This is a genomic window from Neotabrizicola shimadae, assembly GCF_019623905.1.
Lineage (GTDB): Bacteria > Pseudomonadota > Alphaproteobacteria > Rhodobacterales > Rhodobacteraceae > Neotabrizicola > Neotabrizicola shimadae.
In genome coordinates, this window is the sequence record NZ_CP069370.1 from 1093042 (window position 1) to 1107058 (window position 14017).

Consider the following 14017-nt stretch of genomic DNA (forward strand, 5'->3'; position numbering starts at 1 on the left):
TGAGGGGCGCCCTGGTGGGCGCCCTTCTTCCTAGGCCCGGGCAATGGAAAACGCCGCCGGAGCGATCCGGCAGCGTTTGCCTGTCAGTGGTGGCGTGGGGTCACTTGATCTCGAGCGAGGAGATGCCGAGCGAGGCGCCGACGCCGACCATGCCCGAGACCGAGATCGGTTGCAGCGTGATCGAGTTGCCGCCGCCGACCAGGACGTTGGCCGAGACGCCGCCGCCCACTTCGACCGCGCCCGAACCGCCGACATAGGTGCCCTTCAGCACGTCGGGCGAGTCGAGCTTGTCGGTCGGCGCGAGGACGCCCCAGACCATCGTGTTGTCCTTGGTGATGGAAAGGTTGACGCCCACTTCCTTCAGCACGGCGGTGTAGGTCTGCGTGTCGCCCGAGGTGGGCGTGAAGACGCAGGCGAATTCTTCCTTGGTGTAGACGATGTCGTTCTTGACGCCATCCATCTTGCAGGTCAGTTCGCCGACCTTCACGCCGCCATCGGCATGTGCGGCGGAGGCGGCGAGGCCCATGGCGAGAACGAGGGCGGATACGGTGTACTTCATGCTCGATGATCCCTGATTGTACGGGACGGTCCCGTGGTGCGCACCATATATGGGAGGTTCCGCCGGGGAAAGCCTGAGATGTCGCGACCTGTGGGCGATCGGTCAGATCAGGCCGACGAGACGCGCGGCTTCCTGCCGGGGGTCGGCAAGGGCGGAGCGATCCTCGCCGGGGAAGAAGCGGGCGCGGGTGGCGGTGGGCATGGGCGCCGGGGTTTCGACCAGGACGCGGGGGCCGATGCGGGCGGTTTCGGCTTGCCAGCTGCGGGCCAGCGCGATCTGCGCGGCCTTGGTGGCGCCATAGGCGCCGAAGAACTTCTGTCCCGCGCGGGGGTCGTCGAGGAAGAGCGCGCTGCCCTGGCCGGCGCGCAGGAGCGGTTCGACCATGGGGATCAGCATTCCGGTGGCGCGGACATTGGTGGCGATGGATTTCTCCCAGTCCTTCTGGTCGAGCGAGCCCATCGGCGCGAGTGGGGCCGCGTGGACGGCGGGATGGATCCAGAGGTGCAGGGCACCCCACCGGTCGTAGATCGAGCGGCAGAGGTGGCGCATGGCGTCGTCGTTCGTGATGTCCATCGGCGCAAGGGTCAGGCCGCCCGCGCCGGGCAGGCCAGCGGCCTTGACCCGGTCATCGAGCTCTTCCAGACCGCCCACGGTTCGGGCGACGGCGACAACGTGCCACCCGCGCAGCGCCAGCTGCTCGGCAAGGGCGGCGCCAAGGCCGCGCGAGGCTCCGGTGACGAGGGCAAGGCGTTGGGACATGGGGTTTCCAGATTGCTTGCGGCGCACCGGGCGGCCCCTTTCGGGGCCATGCGCCAGGATGCTGGGGGGATAGGGGAGCGGCCGCCCGAGGGCAAGACCGGTCAGCCGCGTCGGCCGTAGCCTGCGGCGATTTCGTCCTGCCTGAGACGCAGGATTGCGTCGAGCAGCGCGTCGGGCAGCGGGTGGGCGGGGGTGAAGAGCACGCCGCTTTTCGAGGTCTTGAACGGGGCGCAGTCGATCAGCGGGATGACCGAGCCGGAATGGGGATAGAGACCGAGGTGCCGCGCAAAGGCGGCATAGCCCACGACCATCTTGCCCTTCGGCCCCGGCTGGCGGAAGCCGGGCATGGCATAGCTGAGACATTCGATGTGGTCGGGCAGGCGGGACTTCAGGCGTTTGCGCAGGTCTTCAAGCGCATCGCGTTGGTCCTGGGGGAGGCCGGCGAGATAGGCGTCGACCTCCGCCGCGGTCATTCCGCAGCCTTCATCTGGAAGCCTTCCTCGATCTTGTCGAAGGGTGCCACCGGGTAGTCGCCCGAGAAGCAGGCGTCGCAGAAGCGGGGGGCCTTTGGGTCGCGGCCCGCGGCTTCGCCGGCGGCGCGGTACAATCCGTCGAGCGAGATGAACTTCAGGCTGTCCACACCGATCCAGTCGCGCATCTCGTCTTCGGACATGGTGGCGGCGAGAAGCTTGGACCGTTCGGGCGTATCGACGCCATAGAAGCAGGGCCAGGCGGTTGGGGGCGAGGCGATGCGGAAGTGCACCTCTGCCGCGCCGGCTTCGAGGATCATGTCCTTGATCTTGCGGCTGGTGGTGCCGCGCACGACCGAATCGTCCACCAGGATCACCCGCTTGCCCTTGATCAGTGCGCGGTTGACGTTGAGCTTGAGCCGGACACCCATGTTGCGGATGGATTCCGTGGGCTCGATGAAGGTGCGGCCCATGTACTGGTTGCGGATGATCCCCATGGCATAGGGGATGCCGCTTTCCTGGCTGTAGCCGATGGCGGCCGGTGTGCCCGAATCTGGCACGGGGCAGACGAGATCGGCCTCGACCGGCGCTTCGCGCGCCAGTTCCACGCCGATCTGGCGGCGGGTTTCATAGACCGAGCGGCCGCCGATGATGCTGTCGGGGCGCGAGAAATAGACCTGTTCGAAGATGCAGAAGCGCGAGGGGGCGGGCGTGAAGGGGCGGGTGCTTTCGACCTTGTTGCCTTCGATGATGACCATCTCGCCCGGTTCGATTTCCCGCACGAAGTCGGCGCCGATGATGTCGAGACCGCAAGTTTCCGACGAGAGTGCCCAACCGGAATCGCCCACGCGGCCCAGGACCAGCGGGCGCACGCCCAGGGGATCGCGCACGCCGATGAGTTTCGTGCGCGTCATGGCGACGACCGAGAAGGCGCCTTCGACCCGGCGCAGCGCGTCCTTGATGCGTTCGGCGATGGTCTTCTGGATCGACCGCGCCATCAGGTGGATGATGCATTCGCTGTCGGATGAGGACTGGAAGATCGAGCCACGCTCGATCAGTTCCCGGCGGAGTGCCGCCGCATTGGTGAGGTTGCCGTTGTGCGCGATGGCGCAGCCGCCCATCGAGAATTCGCCGAAGAAGGGCTGCACGTCGCGAATGGCCGTCGCGCCCTTGGAGCCGGCGGTGGAATAGCGGACATGGCCGATGGAGATGGAGCCTGGCAGGGTTGCCATCACATCGGCCTTGGTGAAGTTGTCGCGCACGTAGCCGAAGCGGCGGGCCGAGTTGAAGCCGTCTTCCGGGTCATAGGTGACGATGCCACCCGCTTCCTGGCCGCGATGTTGCAGCGCATGGAGACCGAGGGCCACGAAGTTCGCGGCATCGGCGAGGCCCACCACGCCGAAGACGCCACACTCTTCCTTGAGCTTGTCGTCATCGAAGGGGTGGGAGAGGAACGGGCGCATGGGGCCTCCGAATCCTTGCATGTGACGCGCCCCATTTAGGGCGCGCCGGGACGGAAGTCACCCCCTCATGCGGTGACGATGCTGCGATGCGGCAGGGATCAGTTGCCGGGGGCGGGCGCGGGTTCGACCGGGGCAGGTTCTGCTGCCGGTTCCGCAGGCGCGGCCGGGGCGACCGGGGTGCCTGGCGCGGGGCAGGAGGCGACCAGCGCCTCGTACTGGCGGACGATCCAGCCGGGGGCGTCTTCGGGCACGTTTTCGTCGATCTTGGCCTGGAACGAGGCGAAGACCTTGGCCGAGCGCGAGTCGTCCACCATGGGCACGGTGTTGGCGGCGACGGCGCGGTCATAAACGAGGAAGGCGATGGCCACCAGGACCACGCCGCGCAGTACGCCGAAGAGGAAGCCGAGCGCCTGGTCGAGCCCGCCGAGGACCGAGCGCTGCACCACCGAGGAAAAAAGCGGCGTGAAGAGCGCGGCGATGACGAGGCCGATGGCGAAGACGGCGGCGAAGGCGGCGATCACCGACAGTTCGCAGCTGTCGCCCAGGAAATCGCCGATCACCGGAGCCTCGCGCACCAGAGGCTCGGCCGCGGGGGCGAAGACGAAGGCGAGCACGGCGGCACCGACCCAGCCCGCGATCGCCAGAACCTCGCGCACCAGGCCGCGCGAATAGGCGAGCACGGCCGAGAGCACGATGATGCCCGCGACCACCGCGTCGATGAGGGTGAAACCGTCCATGCCTACCGCTCCTGCCGGGGGGTCAGCCCGCCCCGAACATCTGTCCGACCATCGCCGTCAGATCGGGCATTTCCGTGACTGTGATGCCCGGATGCTCGCCGGTTTTTGACCGGGACGGCGCAATGGCCCGTGAGAAACCAAGTTTCGACGCCTCTTTCAACCGGTTTTCGGTCTGGCCCACGGGGCGCAGCGCGCCCGAGAGGCTGATCTCGCCGAAAAGCACGGTATCTGGCGGAATTGCCACATCCTCTCGCGCCGACAGGAGGGCCGCCGCCACGGCGACATCGGCGGCGGGTTCGGTGACTCGCAAGCCGCCGGCGACGTTGAGGAAGACATCCAGCCCCGCGAAGGGGATGCCGCAGCGCGCCTCGAGCACGGCGAGAATGGTGGAGAGGCGGCCGGAGTCGAGCCCGACGACGGTGCGGCGCGGGGTGCCGAGGGGTGAAGGAGCAACGAGGGCCTGGATTTCGGTCAGGACCGGGCGCGTTCCTTCGATGCCGGCGAAGACGGCAGAGCCGGCGGTGGGGGCGCCGCGTTCGGAGAGGAAGAGCGCGGAGGGGTTGGTGACCTCGGACAGGCCCGCGCCCGTCATCTCGAACACGCCGATCTCGTCGGCGGGGCCGAAGCGGTTCTTCACCGCGCGCAGGATGCGGAACTGGTGGCCGCGCTCCCCCTCGAAATAGAGGACGCAGTCGACCATGTGTTCCACCACGCGGGGGCCGGCGATCTGGCCGTCCTTGGTGACGTGGCCCACGAGGATGACCGCCACGCCGCGCCGCTTGGCGAAGGTGACAAGCTCGTGCGCGGCGGCGCGGACCTGGGAGACCGAGCCGGGCGCGGCCTCGACCGAATCGAGCCACATGGTCTGGATCGAATCGATGATGGCGAGGCCGGGGCGTTCGGCATCGAGCGTGGTGAGGATGTCGCGCAGGCTGGTCTCAGCCGCGAGTTTCACCGGGGCGTCCGAGAGGCCGAGCCGCGCGGCGCGCATCCGCACCTGGGCCGAGGCTTCCTCGCCCGAGATGTAGAGGCAGGACAGGCCGCGGCGGGCGTAAGCCGCGGTGGCCTGCAAAAGGAGCGTGGACTTGCCGATGCCGGGATCGCCGCCGACGAGGATGGCCGAGGCGGGGACGAGGCCGCCGCCGAGCACGCGGTCCAGTTCGGACAGGCCCGAGGCGATGCGGGGCGGGGGCGGTTCGGCGGTCGAGAGGTCGGACAGCGCGATGCTGCGGCCCTTCAGCGTGGGGCCCTTGGGTCCGGCGGAGAGGGGCGCCTCTTCCACGATGGAGTTCCAGGCGCCGCAGGCGTCGCAGCGGCCCGCCCATTTGCGATGGACGGCGCCGCAGGCGGTGCAGGTGAAGCTGGCGGCTGGCCTGGCCATTGGCCTACGATCCTTGTGCGAGGTATCGGGGTGGGCGGGAGTCTTCGCGGACCGTCCGGTTGCCGGCGTTGTCGCGGGAAACGCGCCCTCCCCAGGCGGTCACTCCAGCACCACCAGGGCGTGGCGCTTGCGGCCTGCGGTCAGCTTCACCGGATCGGCCAGTTCGCCCGCGTGCAGCACCTTCGACGGGTCGCTGACCAGATCGTCGTTCATCCGCGCGCCGCCTTCGGCGATCAGCCGCTTGGCGTCCTTGCCCGATTTTGCGAGGCCCGCGCGCACGAAGAGCTGGGCCAGCGAGATGCCGTCCATGACATCCGCCGCATGGAGCGTGACCGTGGGCAGGTCGTCGCCGATGCCGCCCTTTTCGAAGACCTCGCGCGCCGTGGCCTCGGCGGCCCTTGCCGCCTCTTCCCCGTGCAGGAGCGTGGTGGCGATGTTGGCGAGCAGGATCTTGGCCTGGTTGATCTCGGACCCTTCCAGGGCACCCAGGCGATCGCATTCCTCGACCGGGAGTTCGGTGAAGATCTTCAGGAACCGGCCCACGTCGGCATCGGTGGTGTTGCGCCAGAATTGCCAGAATTCGTAGGGCGACAGCATCTCGCCGTTGAGCCAGACCGCGCCCGAGGCCGACTTGCCCATCTTGCGGCCGTCGGAGGTGGTCAGAAGCGGCGTGGTGAGGCCGAAGATTTCCTTGTCGATCACCCGTCGCGTCAGGTCGATGCCGTTGATGATGTTGCCCCACTGGTCCGACCCGCCCATCTGCAGCAGGCAGCCGTAGCGGCGGTGGATTTCCAGGAAGTCGTAGGCCTGCAGGATCATGTAGTTGAATTCGAGGAAGCTGAGCGACTGTTCGCGGTCGAGCCGGGACTTCACCGATTCAAAGGACAGCATCCGGTTGACGCTGAAATGCCGGCCGATGTCGCGCAGGAAATCGAGGTAGTTCAGCCCGTCCAGCCATTCGGCATTGTTCAGCATGATGGCATCGGTCGCGCCACCGCCGTAGGAGAGGTAGCGCGCGAAAACCTGCTTCAGGCCGGCGATGTTCTCGTCGATCTTTTCCGGCGTGAGCAGCGGGCGCTCCTCGGACCGGAAGGAGGGATCGCCCACCTTGGTCGTGCCGCCGCCCATGAGCGTGATCGGCTTGTGTCCGGTCTTTTGCAGCCAGCGCAAGACCATGATGTTCATCAGGTGGCCGACATGCAGGCTGGGCGCCGTGGCGTCGTAACCGATGTAGGCAGGCACCACCCCCTTGACCAGCGCCTCGTCGAGGCCCTGATAATCGGTGCAATCGGCCAGGAAGCCGCGCTCGATCATCACGCGCAGGAAATCGGATTTGGGGTGGTAGGTCATGGTGTGCTCGTGCATGGGATGGGCAGGGGTATAAGACGCCGTGGGGAGAAGGGAAAGATGCTGAGGGGCGGCGCGGTCTGGGCGCTTGGCACGATGTCGGGCACCTCGCTGGACGGGGTGGATGCGGCGATGCTGCTGACCGATGGCAGCCGGGTGCTTGAATTCGGTCCCACGGCCTATCGCCCCTATTCCGAGGCCGAGCGGGCGGTGATCCGGGCGACCTTCGGACGCTGGCCGGGCGAGCCGGGCGTGGCCGAGGCGGCGGAAGTGGTGGAGACCGCCCATGCAGAGCTGATGGCGCGGTTTTCCGGGGTGGAGATCGCGGGGTTCCATGGCCAGACCCTGGCGCATGAGCCGCGCGGGCGCGGCACGCATCAGGCGGGCAATGGCGCTCTGCTGGCCGAGGTGCTGGGGATGCCGGTGGTCTGGGACTTCCGGTCGTCCGATGTGGAACTGGGCGGGCAGGGCGCGCCGCTGGCGCCCTTCTATCACCATGCGCTCGCCCGCCATGCCGGCGAGGCGCTGCCGGTGGCTTTCCTGAACTTGGGCGGCGTGGGCAATGTTACCTGGGTGGACCCGCGCCATGCCGCGCCCGAGGAGCCGGGAGCGTTGCTGGCCTTTGACACGGGGCCGGCCAATGCGCCGGTGAATGACCTGATGCTGGCGCGGCTTGGGCAGGCGCAGGATGAAGGCGGCGCGCTGGCGGCTGCGGGCCGGGTGGATGCGGCGGTCGTGACGGCCTTTCTGGAACATCCGTATTTCTACCGGATGCCGCCGAAATCCCTGGATCGCAACGACTTCCACGGCATTCTTGATGCCGTGCGCGAATTGTCCGACGCCGACGCCGCGGCGACGCTGGTGGCGGCTGCGGCGGCGGCCGTGGCGCGGGGGGCTGAGCATTTCCCTGCCCCCGTGGCGCGGGTGCTGGTGACGGGCGGGGGGCGGCGCAACGCGGCGATGATGGAGGCGCTGGCGAGCCGCATGGCGGCCGAAGTGCAGCCGGTCGAGGCCCTTGGCTTCGATGGCGACATGCTGGAGGCGCAGGCTTTTGCCTATCTCGCTGTGCGCGTGGCGCGGGGACTGCCGACCTCTGCCCCCGGCACGACCGGCGTTGCAGCGGCGGTCGGGGGCGGCAAAGTGAGCCGGCCGGGAGAGAGCGCGTGAACGCCCCGGTTCCGTCGTCCTGGCGGCTGCGCGATGCGCCGCTGAACTGGGCCGCGCACAGCCTTCTGCCCTTCTACCGGCGCTTTCCCTATGCCGGGCAGATGCCGATCACCAAGGTCGATCCGCGCGGCGTGGTGATCCCGACCGAGCGGGTCTTCTACAACCGGATTCCCAAGGCTGCCAATTCCACCGTGGTGGCGGAACTGGCAGCGCAAAGCGCCTATCGCCCGCTTCTGGAGCGCGGGACCGATGCGAAATCTCGCTTTCCCCGGCCTTCGCTCATGGGCCGGGCGATGGTGGAGGATCTGGCGCGCGACTGGTTCACCTGCACGCTGGTACGGCATCCGGTGACGCGGACGCTGTCGGCCTATCTAGACAAGATCGCCGGCCGGACCATGCAGTCACGCCTGTTCTACCGCTGGTTCGGCACCGAGCGGGAGCCGAGCTTTACCGACTTCTGCCGCTATTTGCAGGCGGGCGGGTTGTGGCACGACATGCATTGGGCGCCGCAAAGCGGGATTCTGCTGTTGCCGCTGGAGCGGTTCGACCTGATCGGCCGGTTCGAGCGGCTGGAAGCGGATCTGGGGCGCATCGTGACCCTGGGCTTCGGGCCGGATCACCGGCTGGTGTTCCGCCGCGCTGGGCCGGGGCCGACCGGGGCGGGCGAACGCGCCGCGACCCTGGTGACGGACGAGGCGCGGGACATCCTTGCCCGCCTGTATGCCGAGGATTTCCGCGCCTTCGGTTACGATCCGGCGGCCTGACGCCGCGCGCTGTGCAGCATCGAGCCGGTGTAAAGCACCAGCGCCGCCCAGATCATCGGGAAGGCGATCATGCGGGCCTGGCCGAAGGGCTCGCCGAAGACGAAGACCGCGATCAGGAAGATCATGGTCGGCGCGATGTATTGCAGGATGCCGATGGTCGAAAGCCGCAGCAGTTTGGCGCCGTTGGCATAGATCATCAGCGGCCCGGCGGTGACGAGGCCGCAGCCCACCAGCAGGAGCGTGTCGGTGGTGCTGGCGGTGAAGTGGCTTTGTCCGGTGGCCGCCAGCCAGGCGATGTAGGCGATGGCGAAGGGGGTCAGCAGCAGGACTTCCAAGAGGAATCCCTGGTTCGGGCCGATGGGCAGGGACTTCTTGAAATAGGCGTAGAAGCCCCAGGTCACGGTCAGGCCAAGCGCCACGACGGGCAGGCGGCCGGCATCCCAGGTGAGGATGGCCACGGCGAGCCCGGCCAGGGCGATGGCGGCCATCTGGATGCGGGTGAGCCTTTCGCCGAGGAGAAGCGCGCCCAGGAAGACCGAGAAGAGCGGGTTGATGTAATAGCCAAGTGCTGCATCCAGCGCATGGCCCGAGCCGATCGCCCAGACATAGATGCCCCAGTTGACCGAGATCAGCGCCGCGGTGATCGCGCCCATGCCCAGCATCCGCGGGGTGCGGAGCGCGCGGCCAAGGTCGGCGGTGCGGCCGGTGTACCACAGCACCGCGCCCGCGATCGGGACCGACCAGATGACGCGGTGGGCGATGACCTCGGGCGGCGGGATGTGGGCCAGCGCCTTCATGTAGAAGGGCAGGAAGCCCCACAGGACATAGGCAAGGATTGCCAGGGCCAGCCCCTTGGGGCTGTCTTCGTTGGGCTTCAGGCTCATGGCGCTGGCAATACGCCGAGGCGCGGGGGAAGGCCAATGCAAATTCGCACAAGGATTCATCACCGGATGCGATGGGCACCTTGCCGACGGCGCGGGGCGCTGGCAGCGTGGCGGCATGGCAGAGCATGTTCTTGTGGTGGGCGCCGGGCTGATCGGCGCGGGTGTCGCGCGGGCGCTGGCGCGAGGCGGGGCGCGGGTGACGGTGGTGGAGGCGGGCGTGCCGGCCTCGCTCGCCTCGGGGCGCAGCTTCGGCTGGATCAACGCGAGCTTCTTCCTGAACGAGGATCATTTCCGCCTGCGCCTGGCCGGCATGGCGGCGCACCGGCGGCTGGAGGCGGCGCTGCCCGGCACGGGGCATCGCTGGAGCGGCTGCTTTTGGTGGGAGGATCAGGGCGCGGGCTTCGACCGCATGGCGGCAGAGCTGATCCGGCTGGGGTATGCGGTGGAGGAGGTGACGTGCCGCTGGCTGGCCGGGCGGGAGCCGGCGCTGGCTTTGCTGCCGGACCGCGCGCTGTGGTTCCCCGATGAGGGTGCAGTCGATCCGGCGCATCTGGCGCGGGTGTTGCTGGCCGATGCCGCGGCGGCGGGGGCCCTGGTGCTGACTGGCTGCCCGGTGCTGGGGCTGGTGCGGCGGGGCGATGCGGTGGCGGGGGTGCGGACGGCGCAGGGCGTCATCGCCGCCGACCGGGTGGTGCTGGCCACGGGCGTGGCGACGGCGGGCCTGCTGGCAGCGGAGCGCATTGCCTTTCCCATGCTGCGCCGGCCCGGCGCGATGGTGCGTACCCAGGCGCTGCCGCCGGTCTTATCGGCGATCCTCGCCTCGGATGGCCCCGAGGTGCGGCAGGAGGCGAGCGGGCACATCCTCTGCCCGACCTCTGCCGCGCATCAGGGCGATACCGCCGAGGCCATCACCACGCCCCCCGCCGAACTGGCCGCCGCGACCATTGCGCGGCTGCGCGCGATGTTCCCCGGCCTCGACCTGCGGCTGCATTCGCTGATGATGGCGGAGCGGCCGGTGCCGGGCGACGGGTTGCCTGCCGTTGGGCCGGTGCCGGGGCTGGCGGGCCTGTGGATGGCGGTCCTGCATTCCGGCGTGACGCTCGGGCCGCTGGTGGCCGAAGGGTTGGCGGCCGAGATGCTGGAGGGCCGGGTGCTGCCCGAATGGGCGCCGTTCCGGCCCGACCGGCTGATCAGCCGGGGATCGTGAAGCCGGGGGCGGCGAGGGTGAAGCCCTCGAAGCGGAAGCCGGGCGAGACGGTGCAACTGACCAGCGTGAAGGCGCCGAGGCTTTCCGCCGCCTGCCAGTGATGCGCCGGAACGACGATCTGCGGCGACTGGCCGGCCAGCACATCGGGGCCAAGCTGCACATGCCGGGCGGGGCCATCGTCGCTGGCCGAAAGCGAAAGCGTGAGGGGCGCGCCGGCGTGCCAGAGCCAGATCTCATCAGCATCGACGCGGTGCCAGTGGCTGCGCTCGCCCGCCTTCAGCAGGAACAGGATGGCGGTTCCGGTGGCGCGGCCGTTCACTTCGGGGCCTTTCCAGGTTTCCCGATACCAGCCGCCTTCGGGATGGGGCTGAAGCTCAAGCGCGGCGATCAGCGCGTCGGGGTCTTGCGGCATCGGGGGCTCCGGGCAGGGGAATGTCGCGCCACTGGCCGGGGGCGAGGCCGTCCAGCGACCAGTCGCCCACCGACCAGCGGATCAGGCGCAGGGTGGGCAGGCCTACGGCCGCGGTCATGCGGCGGACCTGCCGGTTGCGGCCTTCGGTGAGGGTGAGTTCGATCCAGGCATCGGGCACGGATTTGCGGACCCGGATCGGCGGCACACGCGGCCAAAGACCCGGCGGCTCGGCAATGGTGCGGGCCTGGGCCGGGCGGGTGGGGCCGTCGTTCAGGGTCACGCCCCTGCACAGAGTCTGGAGGGCGTCTTCGCTGACCGTCCCCTCGACCTGAACGAGATAGGTCTTGGGCGCCTTGTGGGCGGGGTCGCTGATGCGGGCCTGAAGGCGGCCATCGTCGGTCAGCACCACCAACCCCTCGCTGTCGCGGTCCAGCCGCCCGGCGGCATAGACGCCCTTCACCGGCACGAAATCGGCCAGGGTCTTGCGCCCCTCGCCATCGGTGAACTGGCAGAGCACGTCATAGGGCTTGTTGAGGAGGATCAGGCGGGGCATGGCGTTCTGTCGCACGATGCCCTGCAAAAGGGAACCGGGGGCGCAAGGGTCGGCTAAAGACCCCTGCGCCCTCCGCAGGCTCATGCCTTCAGGATCGACCGGCCGGCGTATTCGGCGGTCTCGCCCAGCATTTCCTCGATGCGGATCAGCTGGTTGTACTTGGCCAGACGGTCCGAGCGCGACAGCGAGCCGGTCTTGATCTGGCCGCAGTTGGTGGCGACGGCAAGGTCGGCGATGGTGCTGTCTTCCGTCTCGCCCGAGCGGTGGCTCATCACGTTGGTGTAGCGGGCGCGGTGGGCCATCTCGACCGCCTGCAGAGTCTCGGTCAGGGTGCCGATCTGGTTGACCTTCACCAGCATGGAATTGGCGCAGCCGCGCGCGATGCCTTCGGCGAGGCGGCGCGGGTTGGTGACGAAGAGATCGTCGCCCACCAGCTGGATCTTGCCGCCCAGAACCTCGGTCAGCATCTTCCAGCCTTCCCAGTCATCTTCGGCCATGCCGTCCTCGATCGAGATGATCGGATAGTCCGAGACAAGGCCGGCCAGGTATTCGACGTTCTCGACCGAAGAGAGCACTTTGCCTTCGCCGGCAAGGTGATACTTGCCGTCCTTGAAGTATTCGGTCGAGGCGCAGTCGAGCGCCAGATAGATGTCTTCGGCGGGCTTGTAGCCGGCCTTCTCGATGGCCTTCAGGATGAAGTCCAGCGCCTCGCGGGTGGACTGGATCGCCGGGGCGAAGCCGCCCTCGTCGCCGATGCCGGTGTTGTAGCCCGCGCCGGAGAGAAGCTTCTTCAGCGTGTGGAACACTTCCGAACCCATGCGCACCGCATCGCGGATGTCGGCGGCGCCGACCGGTATGATCATGAATTCCTGGATGTCGATCGGGTTGTCGGCATGGGCGCCACCGTTGATGATGTTCATCATCGGCACGGGCAGCACGCGGGCCGAGGTGCCCCCGACATAGCGATACAGCGGCTGCGCGGTGAAGGCGGCGGCGGCCTTGGCCACGGCCAGCGAGACGCCGAGGATGGCGTTCGCGCCAAGCCGGCCCTTGTTCGGCGTGCCGTCCATCTCGATCATGGTGCGGTCGATGCCGACCTGCTCCAACGCGTCGTAGCCCACCAGTTCCTCGGCGATTTCGCCGTTGACGGCGGCCACCGCCTCCAGCACGCCTTTGCCCAGGTAGCGCGACTTGTCGCCGTCGCGGCGCTCCACCGCCTCATGCGCGCCGGTCGAGGCGCCCGAGGGCACCGCAGCGCGGCCTTGCGCGCCGCTTTCCAGCGTCACGTCCACCTCGACGGTGGGGTTGCCGCGGCTGTCGAGGATCTCGCGGGCATGGATGTCGATGATCGTGCTCATGGGGGTCTCCCGGGGTGGAGGTGCTCTCGCGCGCGTCTTACCCCGCGGAAGGGCTTTGGGAAAGCGCTCGTTTGCGGGCGCGTTCGCGGGCGAAGGCGTAGAGGCCCGAACCGATGATGACCGCCGCGCCGAACAGGGTGAGGGCATCGGGGCGTTCGGCGAAGACGAGAATGCCGAGCGACATGGCGAAGACCAGGCGGGTGTAGCGGAAGGGCGAGACGACCGAGACCTCGCCCTCGCGCATGGCGGCGGTGATGGCCCAGTAGCCCGAGGTGCCGAAGACCAGCGCGCCGGCGAGGCTGGCGGTTTCGGGCAGGCTGGGCAGCTGCCCTTTGCCGGTGATGGCCATCATGGCGAGGCCGAGGAGGGCCACCGAGGTCACGCCCCAGGCGCTGATCTGGTGGGTGGTGATGCGGGCGGGCACGGCGCGGGTGGCAAGGTCGCGCAGCGCGATGCCGGCGACGGTGACGAGGACCCACAGCGCCTGCGGGCGGAACTCGGCGCCGCCCGGCTGCACAACCAGCAGGACGCCGGCGAAGCCAACGAGGATCGCGGTCCAGCGCCGCCAGCCGACCCTTTCGCCCAGGAACAGGGCCGCGCCCATCGTCACGGCCAGCGGCGTGGCCTGCAGCACGGCCGAGACGGTGGAGAGGGGCACGGCGGCGAGGGCGGCGACATAGCCGAGCGAGCCCACCACCTCGCCCAGGTTCCGCAAGAGGAGGGCGGGGTGCAGCAGGTCGCGGGTGAGGAAGGGCGCGCCTTCGCGTCGGGCGAGCGCCCAGAAGACCGGGATGGCGAAGGCGCCCGAGACGAAGATGATCTGGCCCACCGGCAGGCTGGCGGCGGCGAGCTTGAGGAACATGTCCTCGATGGCGAAGAGGGCCATCGAGGCGACCATGAGAAGGATGCCGCGCAGGTTGCCCGACGCATCCGGGGCGGCGAGGTGGCGGGGCATG

The 14017-nt window shown here is 68.7% G+C and carries 15 protein-coding genes; 3 read left to right on the top strand and 12 right to left on the bottom strand.

The window, feature by feature from the left end:
* Nucleotides 1-100: 100 nt before the first annotated feature.
* The 7 genes from JO391_RS05220 to tyrS form a co-directional block, all read right to left on the bottom strand.
* Complete coding sequence (locus JO391_RS05220) at nucleotides 101-559, bottom strand: DUF992 domain-containing protein (protein ID WP_220663133.1); 459 nt, start codon at nucleotides 557-559, stop codon at nucleotides 101-103.
* Nucleotides 560-661: 102 nt separating this feature from the next.
* Nucleotides 662-1318: an SDR family NAD(P)-dependent oxidoreductase gene (locus JO391_RS05225; RefSeq protein WP_220663134.1), complete on the bottom strand. Its 657-nt coding sequence runs from the start codon at nucleotides 1316-1318 to the stop codon at nucleotides 662-664.
* A gap of 101 nt (nucleotides 1319-1419) precedes the next feature.
* Entirely contained in the window at nucleotides 1420-1791 is a 372-nt protein-coding gene (locus JO391_RS05230; protein WP_220663135.1) for an iron chaperone, read from the bottom strand.
* Nucleotides 1788-3251 carry an amidophosphoribosyltransferase gene (gene purF / locus JO391_RS05235; protein WP_220663136.1) on the bottom strand — a complete coding sequence of 488 codons (1464 nt, stop codon included), beginning with the start codon at nucleotides 3249-3251 and terminating at the stop codon, nucleotides 1788-1790. The genes JO391_RS05230 and purF overlap by 4 nt, the downstream gene beginning before the upstream one ends.
* Before the next feature lie 98 nt (nucleotides 3252-3349).
* Nucleotides 3350-3988, bottom strand: a complete 639-nt coding sequence (locus tag JO391_RS05240) for a CvpA family protein (protein WP_220663137.1) — start codon at nucleotides 3986-3988, stop codon at nucleotides 3350-3352.
* Nucleotides 3989-4010: 22 nt separating this feature from the next.
* On the bottom strand, nucleotides 4011-5369 hold the full coding sequence (gene radA / locus JO391_RS05245) for a DNA repair protein RadA (RefSeq protein ID WP_220663138.1): 1359 nt from the start codon (nucleotides 5367-5369) through the stop codon (nucleotides 4011-4013).
* A 99-nt stretch (nucleotides 5370-5468) separates the two neighbouring features.
* Nucleotides 5469-6719: a tyrosine--tRNA ligase gene (gene tyrS / locus JO391_RS05250; protein ID WP_220663139.1), complete on the bottom strand. Its 1251-nt coding sequence runs from the start codon at nucleotides 6717-6719 to the stop codon at nucleotides 5469-5471.
* A gap of 57 nt (nucleotides 6720-6776) precedes the next feature.
* Here tyrS and JO391_RS05255 point away from each other — a divergent pair, with 57 nt between their 5' ends.
* Both JO391_RS05255 and JO391_RS05260 read left to right on the top strand, forming a co-directional pair.
* On the top strand, nucleotides 6777-7883 hold the full coding sequence (locus JO391_RS05255) for an anhydro-N-acetylmuramic acid kinase (protein ID WP_220663140.1): 1107 nt from the start codon (nucleotides 6777-6779) through the stop codon (nucleotides 7881-7883).
* Entirely contained in the window at nucleotides 7880-8647 is a 768-nt protein-coding gene (locus JO391_RS05260; protein WP_220663141.1) for a sulfotransferase family protein, read from the top strand. Before JO391_RS05255 ends, JO391_RS05260 begins: the two co-directional genes overlap by 4 nt.
* Here the strand turns inward: JO391_RS05260 and rarD are convergent.
* Complete coding sequence (rarD, locus tag JO391_RS05265; protein ID WP_220663142.1) at nucleotides 8629-9531, bottom strand: EamA family transporter RarD; 903 nt, start codon at nucleotides 9529-9531, stop codon at nucleotides 8629-8631. The genes JO391_RS05260 and rarD overlap by 19 nt on opposite strands.
* Nucleotides 9532-9646: 115 nt before the next feature.
* Between rarD and JO391_RS05270 the strand changes: the two genes are divergently transcribed.
* Entirely contained in the window at nucleotides 9647-10738 is a 1092-nt protein-coding gene (locus JO391_RS05270; protein ID WP_220663143.1) for an NAD(P)/FAD-dependent oxidoreductase, read from the top strand.
* On the opposite strand, the gene JO391_RS05275 is transcribed toward JO391_RS05270, so the two are convergent.
* The 4 genes from JO391_RS05275 to JO391_RS05290 all read right to left on the bottom strand — a co-directional run bounded on the left by JO391_RS05275 (nucleotide 10722) and on the right by JO391_RS05290 (nucleotide 14016).
* A complete protein-coding gene (locus JO391_RS05275) occupies nucleotides 10722-11150 on the bottom strand; it encodes a cupin domain-containing protein (protein ID WP_220663144.1) in 429 nt (142 codons plus the stop codon). The two genes, JO391_RS05270 and JO391_RS05275, sit on opposite strands and share 17 nt — an antisense overlap.
* Nucleotides 11113-11703, bottom strand: a complete 591-nt coding sequence (locus tag JO391_RS05280; protein ID WP_220663145.1) for an rRNA large subunit pseudouridine synthase E — start codon at nucleotides 11701-11703, stop codon at nucleotides 11113-11115. Before JO391_RS05280 ends, JO391_RS05275 begins: the two co-directional genes overlap by 38 nt.
* Nucleotides 11704-11783: 80 nt before the next feature.
* Nucleotides 11784-13061 (bottom strand): phosphopyruvate hydratase, encoded by a 1278-nt coding sequence (gene eno, locus JO391_RS05285; RefSeq protein ID WP_220663146.1) that lies wholly within the window; start codon nucleotides 13059-13061, stop codon nucleotides 11784-11786.
* A gap of 37 nt (nucleotides 13062-13098) precedes the next feature.
* Entirely contained in the window at nucleotides 13099-14016 is a 918-nt protein-coding gene (locus JO391_RS05290; protein ID WP_220663147.1) for a DMT family transporter, read from the bottom strand.
* Nucleotide 14017: the final 1 nt, after the last annotated feature.